The sequence below is a fragment of the Roseivirga sp. YIW32 genome, from assembly GCF_057219245.1.
Genome location: NZ_JBXVVG010000002.1, coordinates 945,146 through 961,509, shown reverse-complemented (window position 1 = coordinate 961,509; position 16,364 = coordinate 945,146). Strand labels below are relative to the sequence as shown.

The 16,364-nt window shown below is 44.4% G+C and carries 15 protein-coding genes; 7 read left to right on the top strand and 8 right to left on the bottom strand.

The window, feature by feature from the left end; genetic code table 11:
- From AC2D6U_RS12985 to AC2D6U_RS12955, 7 genes are all read right to left on the bottom strand, one after another.
- The gene (locus AC2D6U_RS12985; RefSeq protein ID WP_484721417.1) at positions 1 to 888 is read right to left on the bottom strand and encodes a peptidylprolyl isomerase; all 888 of its coding nucleotides are present in this window, start codon (positions 886 to 888) and stop codon (positions 1 to 3) included.
- Positions 881 to 1,807, bottom strand: coding sequence for a hydroxymethylbilane synthase (gene hemC / locus AC2D6U_RS12980; protein ID WP_484721416.1), 927 nt, complete (start codon positions 1,805 to 1,807; stop codon positions 881 to 883). Before hemC ends, AC2D6U_RS12985 begins: the two co-directional genes overlap by 8 nt.
- Positions 1,804 to 2,715, bottom strand: a complete 912-nt coding sequence (gene rimK / locus AC2D6U_RS12975) for a 30S ribosomal protein S6--L-glutamate ligase (RefSeq protein ID WP_484721415.1) — start codon at positions 2,713 to 2,715, stop codon at positions 1,804 to 1,806. Before rimK ends, hemC begins: the two co-directional genes overlap by 4 nt.
- Positions 2,693 to 3,157, bottom strand: coding sequence for an ATP-dependent zinc protease family protein (locus AC2D6U_RS12970; RefSeq protein WP_484721414.1), 465 nt, complete (start codon positions 3,155 to 3,157; stop codon positions 2,693 to 2,695). The genes rimK and AC2D6U_RS12970 overlap by 23 nt, the downstream gene beginning before the upstream one ends.
- Positions 3,158 to 3,165: 8 nt before the next feature.
- Positions 3,166 to 4,287, bottom strand: coding sequence for a DNA polymerase III subunit (locus AC2D6U_RS12965; RefSeq protein ID WP_484721413.1), 1,122 nt, complete (start codon positions 4,285 to 4,287; stop codon positions 3,166 to 3,168).
- The gene (locus tag AC2D6U_RS12960; RefSeq protein ID WP_484721775.1) at positions 4,284 to 5,438 is read right to left on the bottom strand and encodes a GlmU family protein; all 1,155 of its coding nucleotides are present in this window, start codon (positions 5,436 to 5,438) and stop codon (positions 4,284 to 4,286) included. The genes AC2D6U_RS12965 and AC2D6U_RS12960 overlap by 4 nt, the downstream gene beginning before the upstream one ends.
- A 69-nt stretch (positions 5,439 to 5,507) precedes the next feature.
- The gene (locus tag AC2D6U_RS12955) at positions 5,508 to 5,753 is read right to left on the bottom strand and encodes a type B 50S ribosomal protein L31 (RefSeq protein WP_484721412.1); all 246 of its coding nucleotides are present in this window, start codon (positions 5,751 to 5,753) and stop codon (positions 5,508 to 5,510) included.
- A 144-nt stretch (positions 5,754 to 5,897) separates the two neighbouring features.
- Between AC2D6U_RS12955 and AC2D6U_RS12950 the strand changes: the two genes are divergently transcribed.
- Genes AC2D6U_RS12950 through AC2D6U_RS12930 form a run of 5 tightly spaced genes read left to right on the top strand, consistent with a single transcriptional unit; the run spans position 5,898 to position 12,416 of the window.
- Positions 5,898 to 7,586, top strand: a complete 1,689-nt coding sequence (locus AC2D6U_RS12950; RefSeq protein ID WP_484721411.1) for a hypothetical protein — start codon at positions 5,898 to 5,900, stop codon at positions 7,584 to 7,586.
- A gap of 20 nt (positions 7,587 to 7,606) precedes the next feature.
- The gene (locus AC2D6U_RS12945; protein ID WP_484721410.1) at positions 7,607 to 9,439 is read left to right on the top strand and encodes an ABC transporter ATP-binding protein; all 1,833 of its coding nucleotides are present in this window, start codon (positions 7,607 to 7,609) and stop codon (positions 9,437 to 9,439) included.
- A gap of 59 nt (positions 9,440 to 9,498) precedes the next feature.
- Entirely contained in the window at positions 9,499 to 10,086 is a 588-nt protein-coding gene (gene lpcA / locus AC2D6U_RS12940) for a D-sedoheptulose 7-phosphate isomerase (protein ID WP_484721409.1), read from the top strand.
- Positions 10,076 to 11,614 (top strand): YifB family Mg chelatase-like AAA ATPase, encoded by a 1,539-nt coding sequence (locus AC2D6U_RS12935; protein ID WP_484721774.1) that lies wholly within the window; start codon positions 10,076 to 10,078, stop codon positions 11,612 to 11,614. Before lpcA ends, AC2D6U_RS12935 begins: the two co-directional genes overlap by 11 nt.
- A gap of 58 nt (positions 11,615 to 11,672) precedes the next feature.
- Positions 11,673 to 12,416: a carboxypeptidase-like regulatory domain-containing protein gene (locus AC2D6U_RS12930; RefSeq protein ID WP_484721408.1), complete on the top strand. Its 744-nt coding sequence runs from the start codon at positions 11,673 to 11,675 to the stop codon at positions 12,414 to 12,416.
- On the opposite strand, the gene AC2D6U_RS12925 is transcribed toward AC2D6U_RS12930, so the two are convergent.
- Positions 12,413 to 13,021, bottom strand: a complete 609-nt coding sequence (locus AC2D6U_RS12925; RefSeq protein ID WP_484721407.1) for an arylesterase — start codon at positions 13,019 to 13,021, stop codon at positions 12,413 to 12,415. The two genes, AC2D6U_RS12930 and AC2D6U_RS12925, sit on opposite strands and share 4 nt — an antisense overlap.
- A 79-nt stretch (positions 13,022 to 13,100) precedes the next feature.
- On the opposite strand from AC2D6U_RS12925, the gene AC2D6U_RS12920 reads away from it, so the two are divergent.
- Together AC2D6U_RS12920 and AC2D6U_RS12915 are read left to right on the top strand one after the other, a co-directional pair.
- Positions 13,101 to 13,802, top strand: a complete 702-nt coding sequence (locus AC2D6U_RS12920; RefSeq protein WP_484721406.1) for an ABC transporter ATP-binding protein — start codon at positions 13,101 to 13,103, stop codon at positions 13,800 to 13,802.
- A complete protein-coding gene (locus tag AC2D6U_RS12915) occupies positions 13,795 to 16,353 on the top strand; it encodes an ABC transporter permease (protein WP_484721405.1) in 2,559 nt (852 codons plus the stop codon). The genes AC2D6U_RS12920 and AC2D6U_RS12915 overlap by 8 nt, the downstream gene beginning before the upstream one ends.
- Positions 16,354 to 16,364: the final 11 nt, after the last annotated feature.

Here is a 16,364-nt window from a genome sequence, read left to right as displayed (position 1 = left end):
TTAATACCTGTAGCCGTATTTCTCAGCGATTTCTGCCTTCGGTAGTTCTTCCACAGAAATGTACATTCTCACATCTTCCATTGGACGATCGCGAGGCATTGTCTGTACGGCAGCGATGTTATCAATCACTTCAATGCCAGCGATCACCTCACCGAAAACGGTATACTCGTCATCGAGGGCGGGTGTACCACCAATGGTAGAATAAGCCTTTATCTCTTCGGGTGTGAAGGAAGACGAAAGGTCGATCTCTGTAAGTTCCGCCAGTTCGTCAATAGAGTCGTAAACTTTGTCAACAAATGCTTGCTGATCACCTGACATCCGTACTTCATTCAATGATTGAGCCAGTTCGCTATCGGCCATTTGGGTCATGCACTTTTGAAGCGCTTGTCCAATTTTTTGTTGATCGTACGCCAACTGGTCTTCAGGAACTACTTGACCTTGTACCACATAAAACTGACTACCACTAGAAGCTTTTTCCGGATTTTGTCCATCGCCTAATCGAGCAGCTGCCAGTGCTCCTTTTTTATGAAAGAGTTCAGAGACGAATTCTGCAGGTACTGTATACCCAGGACCGCCATTACCCAAAGGTTGTTCTGGTGTGGCATTTTTTGAATTCGGATCTCCCCCTTGAATCATAAACCCTTGGATGACCCGGTGAAACAATAGACTATCGTAAAAACCTTCCTTGGCAAGTTTGATGAAGTTCTCTTTGTGCTTCGGCGTTTGATCATACAAAATGGCTTTCATTTCACCCAGATCAGTTTTGATGGTGACTAAATAATCGTTTCCTGACAAGTCAGCTGATTCATTTGTTGAACTTCCTTCCCCACAAGCCATGACCATCACTAACAAAGCCATGACGCCTAAAATTGATACTCTTTTATTCATTGATTTCTTGTTTTATCGAATCTAAAATTTCTTTACCGCCTGAAATTAATACTTCAGATGCCAATTCAAACCCAAGTTTTAATGGATTATCCGTTACTCCCTTTTTACTTCGGACGACAGTCTTTTTTCCATCTAAACTGATAATGCCGCCGGTCATGGAAATGACATCTCCTTTCAGCTCAGCCAAACAGAAAACAGGAATACTACATCCTCCATCCATGGTCTTCAAGAAAGACCTTTCGGCTTTAATGCAGCTTTCGGTTTTTGAATGATTCAGGATTTTCCTGAGCTGTTCTCTTTTTTCTTGCGCCAAAGAATCGTGAACCTCAATCGCCACACTCCCTTGCCCAACGGCAGGAATAAACTCATTCAATGGAAGCTTCTGCACAACTAAATCGCCATATCCCATGCGAAGCACGCCCGCGTACGCCAAATGGAGGGCATCGCATGCCCCTTCTCTCATTTTTCGAATGCGGGTTTGTAGGTTTCCGCGAACAGGCACGGTTTGCACATGGGGATATTTGGCCTTCAAAGTCGCTACCCTTCTTGTCGAAGACGTACCTAAAATAATACCTTCTTTGTTCAAACTGACCGACTCGTCATCGCTGATGATCACATCGTTGGCCAATTCCCGCTTCATAAAGGCGATCAATTCAAACCCTTTGGGTAAAGTGGACTGCATGTCCTTTGCACTATGCACAGCAACATCGATCGTTCCTGCAGCGAGCTGCGCCTCAATTTCTTCTGTAAAAACACCCTTACTGCCAATTTTGGCAATCGAGACGTCTAACACCTTATCGCCCTTTGTCTCAATGGTGATGATTTCGGTACTAAAGCCCGCATCGTGTAGTTTTTCTGCCACATGATGTGCCTGCCATAAAGCAAGCTTACTCCCCCTCGTTCCGATCCTAATGTTCATCCTGCCTTTACCTTTGACCTTACGCCCCTCATTTTCGGACGATTGGCTTCGATATGTTCAATGATCTTGCCTGCAATGTCTACTCCCGTGGCTTTCTCAATTCCCTCCAAACCCGGTGATGAATTCACCTCCAAGATCAAAGGTCCACGTTCAGACTGTAGCATATCAACACCCGCAACCGCCAAGCCCATGGCTTCCGCTGCTTTGATTGCAGCAGATTTTTCCTTCCGATTTAGTTTGACCAATTCGGCTTTTCCGCCTCGGTGTAGATTGCTTCTAAATTCTCCTTCTTTTCCGGTACGTTTCATGGCACCAACAACCTTCCCGTCGATGACAAAGACCCGTAAGTCGGAGGCCTTTGCTTCTTTGATGAATTCTTGCACAATTATTCTGGCTTTAAGGCCATGAAAGGCTTCAATGACAGACTGCGCTGCTTTGCGTGTTTCAGCAAGCACCACACCTAAACCTTGGGTTCCCTCTAAGAGCTTGATGATGACCGGGCTGCCACCAACATGGTCAATCAAAGTTTTCTCCTCTTTTGAATAATTCGTGAAGGCTGTTTTTGGAAGAGGCAACCCTGCCCCGCTCAACAATTGCATGCTTCTCAGTTTGTCACGCGAGCGAACGATGGCCTGTGATGCCGTGGTCGTAAACACGTTCATCATTTCGAACTGCCTAACCACTGCAGTACCATAAAATGTTACGCTGGCCCCAATTCTGGGAATTACTGCGTCGACTTCAACCACTTGTTTCCCCTGATAATAAATAGCAGGACCTTTGGCTTCGATAACTAAGTCACACCTCAAATGATCCATGACTAATGCCTCATGGCCGCGTGCCTCAATGGCTTCAACAAGTCTTCGGGTGGAATAAAGTGATGAATTTCTAGACAGTACTGCTATTCGCATTTCTTCTTTTTTCTTTATATGAGAGATTCTTTTTGCTTACGTCCACAAGGTAACGACCAGTTAAGAGCTTACGGCCTAATAAAATGGGAAACTTCATTTTACTTCGATCAGACAAGGAAAACTCCATTCGATGACGTTTGCCAAATATCACGGCAGTTGTTCTGATCACATAACGCTCTTCGATCTGTCCGTTGGAACTCTTGATCTTTCGTTTTCGAAAATCTGTGGTTTTAAATTTCCGAGCTCTCTTTTCATGAATTTTCGAGCCGGATAAATAAAAGGTAAGTTCCTTCACATTGTTCGAGGTGGTTACCTTCACACGCGAACAATTGATGGCAGAAGTATATGCCCCCGTATCAATTTTTGCTTCAATTTCTTCTAAACCTAAACCCGGCAGGTCAATGACATCTTGCCTGCCAATTACTAAGATTTTTTTAGCCATTTGCGTTGTTAAGCTCTGGCAATTTGGGCAATGAAAAGTGATAAATCAAGGAAGAGGATCTTTGGATTGGCATTTCTTTCGATGTGATACAGCGCCTCATCTAGTTTAGGCGCAATTAGACGCACCTTATCTTCTGAAAAAACCTGACTGAATTTTTCAATGAATTGAGCCTCCTCTTCAGGCATTCTGGACAATTCAGTCACTGGTACACCATGAATCAATGCTTCACGGACAATGCGACTTGCAGCTTGAAGCAACTCTTGTTGAAATTCCTTGCCCTTTTTCTGAAAGGTTTCAGCCTGATTTACCAAGTCCTCAAAACTAAAGGTGTAACACTGCCTAAACCAATCTTTGAATACTTCTTGGGTATCGTCGTCAAAGCCCTCGGCCAAAGCGAGCGCCTTTCGAAGATTCCCTTCGGCAAAATAAGCAATGCGTTGGGCCAGTACCGGTTCTATGGCACGTTGATCCGTCAGAAAAGCAATCACTTCTTGATCATTGAAGTCAGGCACCAATAGCTTCTGTGTTCTGGATGTAATGGTAGTCAACAATCGATTAGGGTCGTTACTGACCATTAGGAAAATGGTATTTGCGGGTGGTTCCTCTAAGATCTTTAGGATTCCATTGGCCGTATTTTGGTGCATCATTTCTGGTAACCAAATGACCATCACTTTGTACCTGCCTTCAAATGCTTTCAGAGACAATGCCTTGCCTATGGCTATTTTTTCATGCGTAGGAATGGAAAGGAGTTTGTTTTCCCAGCCAAAATGAGCCGACCAATCGCTGAGGTTGCCAAAGGACTTTTCTATCAGAAAGCTTCTCCATTCCTTCAAGAAACTCTCACTCGATGCTTTATCTCTAGGCAATTTCGCTGTTGCTGCTGTAGGAAAGATAAAGTTGAGGTCAGGGTGTATAAACTTGGCGTTTTTTTGACACTGCCCGCATTCACCGCATGCATCCTCTCCCGGATTTTCACAATTGAGGTAGGTGGCAAAAGCCAAGGCCATGGGCAAGGCAGCCGATCCCTCTTTTCCGGCAAAAAGTTGAGCATGAGCAACGTGTGACTGTTGCACAGATTCGACCAATTTCTTCTTGATTGGTGCTAAGCCGGGTATATCTGAGAACCTCACGCTTTATTCTCCCAAATTCTATATTGAGCAGTTTGCTCAAATACCTCTCGTATAATGCGCGCTTCTTGGTCATCATACGCTTTGCTTCTTCTTTTCATTACCGCCTCGGCTACTTCATCAAATTTATTGAGTTGAAAGGTGGTCAGGCCGGCCGCTCCTCCCCATGAAAAGGAAGGAATAAAATTTCTGGGAAAGCCTGAACCAAATACATTGGCTCCAACGCCTACAACAGTTCCGGTATTGAACATGGTATTGATGCCACACTTGGCATGATCGCCCATCATCAGCCCACAGAATTGTAGGCCCGTCTTTGCAAATCGTCCGGAGGCATAGTCCCAAAGTTTCACCTCCGCGTAATTATTCTTCAAGTTAGAGGTATTGGTATCCGCTCCTAAGTTGCACCATTCCCCTATCACGGAGTTTCCCACAAACCCATCATGGCCTTTGTTTGAGAACCCAAAGAAAACTGAATTACTCACCTCTCCACCTACTTTACAAAATGGACCTACCGTCGTATCCCCTTTGATCTTCGCACCCATATTCACATGAGAGCCCTCACATAGAGCAAATGCGCCGTTAATGATGGCACCAGGGTGAACCTGTGCATTTTTCCCGATGTAAACCGGGCCTTCGCTGGCATCAATGATTGCCGCTTTGATCTGTGCCCCTTCCTCTATAAAGACATTTTCTTCACCGTAAACGATGGTATGCGGATCTGTCAGCGGAACGAATTGTGTGGTTGGTTTGAGTAACTCCAGATCTGCAATGATCTGGGCTCTATTCATGGCAAAAATATCCCAGGTCTGTTGAATACTGGCCAGGTCTTGCTGAAATTCGACCGGGGCTCCTTCCGGGTCCCCGGCAAGAAATTGTCCCTTGCACACTAAGGTTTCATTGGCCTTTAACTCGTGAATACGCGAGACCAATCCTTGGCTTGGAATCACCGACCCATTTATCTGCAGCGCTCCGACTAAAGGAGGATATTTCGTGCTGAGGTAGTTTGACGTGCTATGCCCTGTATTAAACCCAAAATGTTGCCATTTCTCTCGGATGGTCAATATGCCCACTCGGATTTCGGCAATGGGTCGGGTAAAGGTGAATGGCTTGAGCCGTTCTCGTGTGGCTGGTAGATCAATAAAGTTGATGTCCATGCACGAAAATAAAAAAGTCTCCATCGAAAAATGGAGACTTCTTAATTCTTTTGAACGAAATAAAGGGAATTATTTCTTCTTGTATCTTCTGTTGAATTTCTCAACACGTCCAGCAGTGTCCAAGAACATTTTCTTACCTGTATAGAAAGGATGTGAAGCTGAAGACACTTCCACTTTGATTACAGGATAGGTGTTTCCATCTTCCCATTCGATGGTCTCACTTGAAGTCATTGTTGACTTCGTTAAAAACTTGAATTCACTCTGAGTATCATAAAATACTACTGGCTTATAATCAGGATGAATATCTTTTTTCATGACTCTTCTATTTGCTTTCCCTAAAAAGGATTGCAAATGTAGTGACTTTCAAAATAATGCACAAACTTAACTGATTTATTATTCATAGAATTTAGAAAGTCAGTTTTTCCATTCTAGTGCTTATCTTGTGCCTACTTACACGTCATGCAAAAGCATTTTTTTACCTTACTCGGCCTACTATTTAGTCTGCAGCTCTGTGCACAAAGCACGTTCATCGATTATAATAGAGATTACTATCATCTCATCGATCGCTTCGATATTCTTTATGCAACAAAAGAAAATAACCTAAAGACCACCTATAAGCCCATACGCCGTGTTGATCTTTCTAACTTCTTGCTGGCAATAGACAGCACAAAGCGCCAATGGAGTAGTGCAGACCGCTTTAATTACACCTATTTACTTAATGACAATTGGCAGTTCGGAACGAACAAATACAATGAAAACGACAAGTCTTGGTGGAACTTGGCCTACAATCGAAAATCAGATCTTTTCTATCTCGATCAGGAACATTACAGCCTGCGGATCAATCCGGTGATTGATTTTTCGGTAGGAACAGATCAACGCAATGACAACCTACTCTATACCAACACCCGAGGGATAGAAGTACAAGGTCAGATCGATCAAAAAATCGGTTTCTATACTTTTTTAACGACGACACAAATGCGAACCCCACAATACTTCGCAGATTTTGTGGCCGAGAACGATGCCTTCCCCTATGAAGGCTTTTACAAAATAGACAACTTTGATAAAACGGTCTTCGACGTTTTCCATGCGCGAGGATACCTCACCTTCAATGTGACTAAAAGCATAGATATTCAAGCAGGACACGACAAACAGTTCATTGGTAATGGAATCCGCTCCATGGTAATGAGCGACTTTTCAAGCCCCATGCTTTTTGGCAAGATCAACACCCGTTTGGGGCCTTTTCTATACACCAACCTATGGTCAGAATTGACAGAAGACATCATTCTTGCCGGAAGTGGGAGTCCGATTGATGGACAGTATCCCAAAAAATTCATGGCTACACACCGGCTCGGAATTGACATAACACCGAATTTGAACATCGGTGTGTTTGAAACCATCATTGCCGACAGCGCGAATATCAACTACTTTAACCCGATCATCTTTTACCGGGCCATCGAGCAAAACCAAGGAAGCCCAGACAACATCCTCATCGGATTGGACTATCAATGGAACATTAAAAATCAATTTCAACTCTATGGACAAATTATATTGGATGAATTTTTCATTGATGCCTTAAGAGGGAATACGGGTGATTGGCGGAATAAATACGGTATTCAAATTGGCGGAAAATACATCAACGCCTTGGACATCAACAACCTCGACCTACAAGTTGAAGCCAACTTCCTAAGACCATATTTTCAAGCCTATGAGCGGCCGGCGCTGAGCTATACGAATTATCGGAACCCGCTTGCTCATCCCATGGGGGCGAACTTAAAGGAAGTGCTCTTCATGGCAAGGTATCAACCATTCAATAGGCTCAACCCTACGGGTAAACTATTCATTACCCAATACGGCGAAGATGAGAATGGTTTGAACTATGGTGGCGATCTATTAAAAAGTACCAACGACCGAATTGGTAGTTCAGGCAATACAATTGGCCAAGGAGTAGGAACGACTAATTCCTATGTGGAATTGATAGGATCGTATATGGTCATTCACAACCTGTTCTTAGATTGGAGAACCATCTATCGCGACAAAAGCAGTGACCTTGACTCTCGGTCAAACAATGGCTTGATCAGCATGCTATCGCTGCGTTGGAACATCGCAGAAGGGAACATGAATTCTAGTTATCCGTACAATAATGGCTAACTTGCGCCAGCATTAGATCTATGAGCACTTACGGTAGAATTCTTTCCTTTGCCAAACCCTATCACCGCTACTTGCCGCAATACGTGATCTTCGCCTTCTTGGCGATTATCTTTGGCTTGGCTAATCTTGCCCTACTCAAACCGCTCTTTACGGTCATTTTCGAAACCAAGACCACTGAAGCGCTAGAAGAAATTGCCAATGCCCCTCGCAATGGCCTCAACCTGAAATCACTAGAGAGTATTTTTTATGCAAAAATGCTCGAAGTAAGGGCATTGTACGGCAAAAGCAGCACCCTCATTTATGTCAGCATCGTCATTGGTATTTCAGCCTTGTTGGCCAATGTATTCACCTATTTGGCAAATGTCACCATCAACTACCTCCGTGCAGATGCCATTCAGAAATTGAGAAGTAAGGTGTATAACAACACCAGTCGCTTACACCTTGGTTTCTTTTCCGGTGAAAGAAAAGGCGACATCATGTCGCGAATGACCAATGATGTTCAAGAAATTGAGGTCACTCTATTCAGTTCGATCAAGGTCTTTTTTCGGGAACCAGCAACCATTATCGTCTACCTGGTCTATCTTTTTGTTACCTCAGTTCAGCTTACACTCTTCACCTTGATCTTCTTCCCTGTGATGGGCTTTATCATTTCAGAGGTCGTCAAACGACTGAAGAAGAAAGCCAAATTGAGCCAAGAATCACTGGGAAGAATAGTGAATCTAATGGATGAAGTGTTTGGTGGAATGCGCGTGATCAAAGCATTCAATGCTGAAAATTATGTCAATCAAAAATTTGAGGAGGAAACCAATACCTATAAAAAGATCAACATGTCGATGGCCAGAAAGAACGAATTGGCCTCCCCAACCTCGCAGTTCTTAGGAATTCTGGTGGTTGCCACACTGCTTGTAGTGGGTGGAAACCTGGTCTTAGAAGAACAGACAAGTTTAGATCCTGAAGGCTTGCTTACCTACTTGATCGTCTTTAGTCAGATCTTAAATCCGGCAAAAAGCATTAGTCAATCAATCAGCAGCATACAACGCGGCATTGCTTCCGCCGATCGCATCTTTAAACTCATTGACGAGAAGCCACTGATCACGAACAATGCGTCAGCAGTTGCACTTAATCAATTCGGAAAAAGCATTCAGTTTGACCATGTCTCATTCAAATACGACAAGGAGCCCATCCTGACAGATATCAATTTAGAAGTAAGCAAAGGAGACACAGTAGCGTTAGTAGGCTCCTCCGGAGCAGGTAAATCAACGCTCGCAGACTTAGTCCCTCGCTTTTACGATGCCACAGAAGGAAGCATCTTGATTGATGGAGTAGATATTCGAGACATCAATGTAGAATCGCTAAGAAACCAAATGGGAGTTGTGACCCAAGAGTCGATTCTTTTTAACGACTCCGTTTCGAAAAACATCGCCTTTGCGATGCCAAATGCTAAATTGGAGGACATCATCAGTGCAGCAAAAATTGCCAATGCCCATGATTTTATCATGGAACTTGAGCATGGCTATGAAACCAACATTGGAGAGCGAGGAGGAAAGCTTTCTGGAGGCCAACGGCAACGGTTAAGCATTGCTCGGGCCGTAATGAAGAACCCTCCTATTTTGATCCTTGATGAAGCCACCTCGGCATTGGATACGGAATCTGAGAAACTGGTTCAAGATGCGCTCACCAAACTCATGGCCAACCGAACTTCGTTGGTCATTGCGCATCGACTTAGCACAATTCAGCATGCTGATCTCATCGTGGTGATGGAAAAAGGACAGATCGTCGAAAGAGGGACACACGAGGAATTGATGAAGTTAAAGGGCAACTACTATAAGCTCATCAACATGCAATCGCTTTGATCAAGCCATATATCTAGTGCTTTTATCCTAAATAAAAATTGGTTAAACTGAATCTTGAAATGAACAATCTCGACCTTATCAAAGCTGAATTAGTAGAAGCTCAGAAAGTACTGGAGCAGTTTCTTTCGACAAAGGCCAATTTGGAGGCCATTGAAAAAGCAGCCTTGTTAATGGTCCAGGCCATCAATTCCGGAGGGAAGATCTTCAGTTGTGGGAATGGGGGTTCGCATTGCGATGCCATGCATTTTGCTGAAGAACTGACCGGTAGGTACCGTGAAAACAGGAAAGCGCTGCCCGCTATTGCCATTTCTGATCCAAGCCATCTGTCATGTGTCTCGAACGATTTCGGCTATGATTTTGTCTTTTCACGCTACATTGAAGGCTTGGGACGACAGGGAGATGTGCTCTTGGGCATCAGCACCAGTGGCAATTCCACCAACGTGATACGTGCCGCCGAAATGGCCAAGCAAAAAGGAATGAAGGTCGTGGTACTTTCCGGCAAGAATGGAGGCGAACTGGCAGAATTAGCAGATGTAGAAATCAGAATACCTCATTTTGGATATGCAGACCGAATTCAAGAGATTCACATAAAAGTGATTCACATTTTAATACAACTCATAGAAAAACACACAATTGATACTGAGTAAAGGATATGGAAGTGCAGTTTTTGGTGTAGATGCAATTATTATTGATATAGAGGTCAACATTGTTGCTGGTACCAAATTTTATATGTCGGGTTTACCTGACAACGCAGTAAAGGAATCGGTTCATCGTATCGAATCGGTATTCAAATGCCTTGGTTTCAGATTTCCCAGAAAGAAAGTGCTGGTTAACATGGCACCTGCTGATATCCGAAAGGAAGGCGCAGCCTATGATCTTCCTTTGGCACTGGGCCTACTTAAATCATCAGGTCAGATCAGCGCACCACAATTAGCCGACTATGTGATCATGGGCGAGCTGGCTTTGGATGGAACACTTCGCCCGATAAAAGGGGCACTGCCTATCGCCATTCAAGCCAGAAAAAAAGGCTTCAAAGGGTTTATCCTACCCAAGCAGAATGCAACAGAGGCAGCGATCGTCAACGATTTGGATGTTATTGGCGTCGAATCACTCAGAGAAGCTACAGATTATTTGGATGGTGTGCAGGAAATCGAGCCACTGGCCTATGACACGCGCGACCATTTCTTTGAACAATTGAGTGCCTATGATGCTGACTTCGCTAATGTGCAAGGGCAAGAAAACATCAAAAGGGCCTTAGAAATCGCTGCTGCAGGTGGACATAACGTCATCATGATCGGCCCGCCCGGTGCTGGCAAAACCATGCTGGCAAAGCGATTGCCTTCGATATTACCTCCGCTTTCCTTGCATGAGGCACTAGAAACCACCAAGATCCATTCCGTAGCAGGAAAGCTCGGAAATGATGCACGACTGATCACAAAAAGACCTTTTCGAAACCCACATCACACCATTTCCGATGTTGCACTCGTGGGCGGTGGCGGGATTCCTCAACCAGGAGAAATTTCATTGGCACATAACGGTGTCTTGTTCTTAGACGAACTGCCTGAGTTTAAAAGAACCGCCCTTGAAGTTATGAGACAGCCCTTAGAAGAACGTATGGTCTCCATCAGTCGAGCAAGGGTATCTGTTGAGTTTCCGGCCAACTTCATGCTGATCGCCAGCATGAACCCATGTCCTTGCGGCTTTTATAATCATCCTGAAAAAGAATGCGTCTGCGGATCTAATCAGGTACAACGTTATCTCAATAAGGTGAGCGGACCGCTGCTCGATCGCATCGACCTGCATGTTGAAGTCACCCCGGTGTCCTTTGAACAAATGACTCAAAACAGAAAATCAGAAAGCAGTGCCACCATCAGAGAACGGGTGATTAAGGCAAGAGAAATACAGCAAGAGCGCTTTCAAGGACATCATATTTTTTCCAATGCCATGATGGGAAGTCAGCTGGTCAAAGAAGTATGCCCCATAAATGATGCAGGTAAGACCTTACTCAAAACTGCCATGGAAAGACTGGGCCTTTCTGCAAGGGCTTATGACAGGATCTTGAAAGTGAGCCGCACCATTGCAGATCTTGAAGGTAAGGATCAAATCGAAATCCAACACTTGGCAGAAGCCATCCAATACAGAAGTTTGGACCGAGAAAGCTGGGCTGCGGGTTAAAAACCGTTAACTGGAAGTATTTAAATCGCATTTTTTCGATATTCCTAAAGTGAAAAACGTGGTCTCGTTGCTGTTCCTTTTATCCTTCTCTTTGCCCTCTTTTGGGCAAGACCAAGGCTTTGTTTTTAAAGGGCAGCTCTTGAATGTAGATAAAAACACGGCCGTTGCCTTTGCCTCCATTCAAGTAGTGGGTCAAAACAGAGGGGTTGCCAGTAATGAAGCCGGCTATTTTACACTTAAGGCTCAAGTGGGGGATCAGATTCGAATTACCTCAGTGGGCTACCATCCACAAATTTTCATCATTACCGATGCACATCGGGAAGAAACGCAAGTCATCAAGATCAACATGCTGCCCAAAACCTATGAATTGGATTCTGTGGTGGTATTTCAATTGCGCGATGATTTTTATTTGAAGCGGCCTGTTTGGGACACCCTGGACATCGGCAACCCATACCTCAGCAGTAGCCCCATTAATTGGGACAAAACCAATGTCTTAGGCAATACTGATGGTACCGCTGGCGTCACCATTTCAGGCTTTTTGAATAGCTTCGACAAAGACTTGCAACAACGGGTATACTTGCAGCGCTTCAAAGATGCTGAACAATTCAAAATTCAACGAAAAGAAGAAATCGCTAAACGATTCAACAAAGCACTGGTCAAAAAAATCACCCGGATAGACGATCGCGTAATCGATGAATTCATGGCCTTTTGCGATTTTAGAGACAGCGTCATTCTGAATTCAACAGAGTATGAATTGACGGTCAAAATTCTAGAGAAATATAAGCTCTTTTTGCTTCGTTAATTGATTAGAGGCTTGAGCACATTCCAAAGTGTTTCCGCAACGATCTCATGTCCCGCCTCGTTCGGGTGAATCCCATCAGATAAATTTAGTTCTGGCTCCCCACCTACTCCTTCTAAGAGAAATGGAATCAATTGAACATTCTCTGCTTCCGCGATCTCCTGATAAAGGTCTTTAAACTCCGAGGTGTATGATTGTCCAAGATTGGGGGGTATTTGCATCCCGGCTAAAAGAATCGTAGTTGCCGGACTGGCTTCTCTGATCTTTTGGATCATTCCTTTTAGGTTGGCCCGTGTCTGCTCAAGGCTGAGCCCTCTGAGGCCATCATTACCACCCAATTCCAATACAAAAATTGAAGGTTTTGTTCTCAACACCCAATCGATGCGCTGTAAACCACCGGCGGTGGTTTCTCCACTTAATCCGGCATTGACCACCTGATACGAAAGGCCCTCTTTTTCGAGCTTGGCCTGTATCAAGGCCGGGAATGCATTCTCAATGGCAATGCCATAACCCGCCGTGATGCTATCGCCAAAAAAAACAATTCGCTTCTCGTCCTGACTCCATAATCCGCTTAAAAAAAATACGATAACCGTTAAAACTCTAAACATTGGCACTCTTATAGGATTTAGTTTAAATATAAACGAACTACTTTATCTTTCGTTCGATTGAAAAGCGAGGTCTTATTCTATGACAAATTATATTCTAGAGGTTGAAAACCTTAGCAAGGTATACAGTAACGCTCACCGAGACCTTACTGTTCTTTCCGACATCAGTTTTAGCATCAAAGAGGGTGAGAAATTCAGTATCGTTGGTTCTTCAGGTAGTGGGAAGACCACCCTCCTCGGTTTGTGTGCAGGTCTTGACAATGCCACAACAGGAACTGTTAAACTAAATGGAATCTCTTTCAATGGCCTCGACGAAGATGCACGGGCAAGTGTACGCAACGCCCATGTCGGCTTTGTTTTTCAGAATTTCCAACTTTTACCAACCTTAACAGCACTCGAAAATGTCATGGTGCCTTTGGAACTTCGTGGAGAACGCAATGTGGGCAAACGTTCATTGGAACTTTTGGAAAGAGTCGGTCTAGCAGATAGACACGATCACTACCCTACACAACTTTCAGGGGGTGAACAACAACGTATTTCCATTGCAAGGGCTTTTTCAAACAGCCCAAAAATTCTTTTTGCTGATGAACCCACTGGAAACCTTGATGAAGAAACTTCACATAAAATTGAATCACTCATTTTTGAATTGAATCGTGAATTGGGCACGACCTTGGTCATGGTCACACACGACTTGGAATTAGCCAACAAAACCGATCGCATTTTACGCCTCAAGGGCGGTCGTATCATTGAGGAAAACGACTTAACCTTGACCAGAAATGCATAAGCCAAGGAAAATACCTGCAAAATGGTACTTCAACATGGCTTGGCGAGATGCGCGCAAAAGCAAGAGCAGGCTATTGCTCTTCATCTCATCCATAACACTGGGTATTGCGGCATTGGTTGCCATCAACTCATTTAGCAGTAATCTAAAGGAGGACATCAATGGACAGGCAAAAGAATTGCTTGGTGCTGATCTTGAATTGAGCAGTAACGATTCCAGTTTTCATTATTCCTTTCTCGATACACTCTCTTATGAAGTTTCTTTTGAAAACTCCTTTGCGTCCATGGTTTATTTCCCAAAAAACCAGCAAAGCCGTTTGGTCGATGTACGGGCATTGAAAGGTGATTTCCCCTATTATGGAAAAATCGAAACAGAGCCCCTCGATGCAGAAAAATCCTTCAGAGATGGGAATCGAAAAGCTCTAGTCGACAAATCGGTCATGATCCAGTATGATGTGAATGTAGGTGACTCCATTCGGGTGGGGCTCCTCAATTTTAAGATCGAAGGTGCTTTATTAAGCACGCCTTCTCAATCTTTAGGTGCCACTCTTGTTGCCCCTGCTATTTACATTCCAATGGACTATCTTTCCGAAACAGGCTTGGTTCAGAAAGGCAGCCGCGTGAACTACAGTAGGTTCTACCGCATAAAAGACCTTCCAAAAAGCTTCGACTTAGATGAGCAACTACGGGCAGATCGGGATACACTAAGGCTGCTTGACATCCGTACCGAAACGGTAGCTGAACGCAAAGAAGAAACCGGTGAAACCTTCGATAACCTTGCCGATTTCCTCAACCTGGTGGCCTTTGTGGCCTTGCTATTGGGTTGTGTTGGTGTTGCCAGTGCCGTTCATATTTACATGAAGGAGAAGATCAAAACGGTGGCCATTCTGCGTTGCATGGGCGGCAAAGGCATCGATGCATTCCTCATTTTCCTCATACAAATGAGTACTGTAGGGCTCATTGGTTCATTGATTGGAGCGCTGATCGGCGTTTTCATTCAGCGCGTATTGCCTTTGATCTTCGCGGGCTTCTTACCCGTTGATGTGACCTTGAGCATTTCCTGGCCTTCCATTTTAGGAGGGGTCATCACAGGGCTTATCATTTCGGTTTTATTCGCTTTGGCTCCTCTTTTGAGCGTTCGAAAGACCTCCCCCCTCATCACGCTACGGTCAAACGAGGAAGGGCCTTCTTTTACAAAAGACCGCCTGATCTGGTTGGTTTATGTGAGCATTTTCTTGTTTGTGGTCTCATTTGCCTTCGTTCAGATCGGCAACCTACGGGACAGCCTCTATTTTACACTTTTCGTCATCATCGCTTTCGTATTCTTGGGTTTAGTCGCCAAACTGTTCATGTGGGCGGTTAGGAAGTTCTTTCCAACCAATGCGGGCTACATTTGGAGACAAGGCTTAGCCAATCTGTACCGTCCAAATAACCAAACTTTGGTGCTGATCGCCTCAATTGGATTAGGCACTGCTTTGATCACCACCCTGTATTTTATTCAAACCTTATTGATCAATCAGGTCGAAGTCACAACGGATAATGACAGGCCCAATTTGATGGTATTCGACATCCAAAGCTATCAAAAAGAACAAGTCGCTGAACTGGCGCGAGCGAATGGCCTACCCATTCTCCAACAAGTACCGGTTGTCACCATGCGCATTCAATCGATCAATGGCATTGATTTGGCAACTGCCTTGGCAGATTCCATCAACGACACCCGAACGTCACCATTCAGGAGAGAATGGCGAATCACCTATCGTGATAGCCTCATCGAATCTGAAACCATCTCTCGGGGAAGCTTGACGGTAAGTAGTGAAGATAGCTTGACAAGTGATCTTCCACGTGTAAGCATCGAAGATGACTACGCCAGAAGAAATCAAATCGAATTAGGGGATACCATTACTTGGGACGTACAGGGATTTCCGATACAGACCGTTCTGGGTAGTACGCGAACAATAGATTGGGAGCGAGTCCAGACCAATTTCCTCGCCCTATTTCCAACTGGTGTTCTTGAACAGGCCCCTCAATTCCATGTGCTCATTACTCGGGTTCCCGACAAAGAAACCGGTGCATTGTTCCAGCGAGAGGTAGTGAAGAATTTTCCATCGGTATCGGTTATCGATATCGGCCTGATTCTCGATACCTTAGATGAGATTCTCGATAAGATCGCCTTTGTGATCCGCTTTATGGCCTTATTCAGCATCACGACGGGCTTGCTCGTGCTCATCAGCTCCGTCATCCTTTCTAAATTCCAGCGCATACGAGAGAGTGTGCTACTTCGCACTATGGGTGGAAGTAAACGGCAGATTCTACTCATCAACAGCTTGGAGTACTTTTGCTTAGGGGGGATGGCATCCATCAGTGGCATTTTGTTGGCACTTGTTGGAAGCTGGGGGCTTGCGTTTTATTCCTTCGATTCCACTTTTGTTCCTAACCTCCTTCCCATAGCCGTGGTTTTTGTGAGCATAACGAGTATTACCATTATCATTGGCCTTGTCAATAGCCGTGGAATCTTGAATCGACCGCCTCTAGAGGTATTAAGAAGCGAAATCTAAGTACATCGGCA

Coding starts and splice junctions, on each gene's coding strand:
- AC2D6U_RS12985 (WP_484721417.1), bottom strand. CDS start 888: ATGAATAAAAGAGTATCAATTTTAGGCGTCATGGCTTTGTTAGTGATG.
- hemC (WP_484721416.1), bottom strand. CDS start 1,807: ATGAACATTAGGATCGGAACGAGGGGGAGTAAGCTTGCTTTATGGCAG.
- rimK (WP_484721415.1), bottom strand. CDS start 2,715: ATGCGAATAGCAGTACTGTCTAGAAATTCATCACTTTATTCCACCCGA.
- AC2D6U_RS12970 (WP_484721414.1), bottom strand. CDS start 3,157: ATGGCTAAAAAAATCTTAGTAATTGGCAGGCAAGATGTCATTGACCTG.
- AC2D6U_RS12960 (WP_484721775.1), bottom strand. CDS start 5,438: ATGGACATCAACTTTATTGATCTACCAGCCACACGAGAACGGCTCAAG.
- AC2D6U_RS12955 (WP_484721412.1), bottom strand. CDS start 5,753: ATGAAAAAAGATATTCATCCTGATTATAAGCCAGTAGTATTTTATGAT.
- AC2D6U_RS12950 (WP_484721411.1), top strand. CDS start 5,898: ATGCAAAAGCATTTTTTTACCTTACTCGGCCTACTATTTAGTCTGCAG.
- AC2D6U_RS12945 (WP_484721410.1), top strand. CDS start 7,607: ATGAGCACTTACGGTAGAATTCTTTCCTTTGCCAAACCCTATCACCGC.
- lpcA (WP_484721409.1), top strand. CDS start 9,499: ATGAACAATCTCGACCTTATCAAAGCTGAATTAGTAGAAGCTCAGAAA.
- AC2D6U_RS12925 (WP_484721407.1), bottom strand. CDS start 13,021: ATGTTTAGAGTTTTAACGGTTATCGTATTTTTTTTAAGCGGATTATGG.
- AC2D6U_RS12920 (WP_484721406.1), top strand. CDS start 13,101: ATGACAAATTATATTCTAGAGGTTGAAAACCTTAGCAAGGTATACAGT.
- AC2D6U_RS12915 (WP_484721405.1), top strand. CDS start 13,795: ATGCATAAGCCAAGGAAAATACCTGCAAAATGGTACTTCAACATGGCT.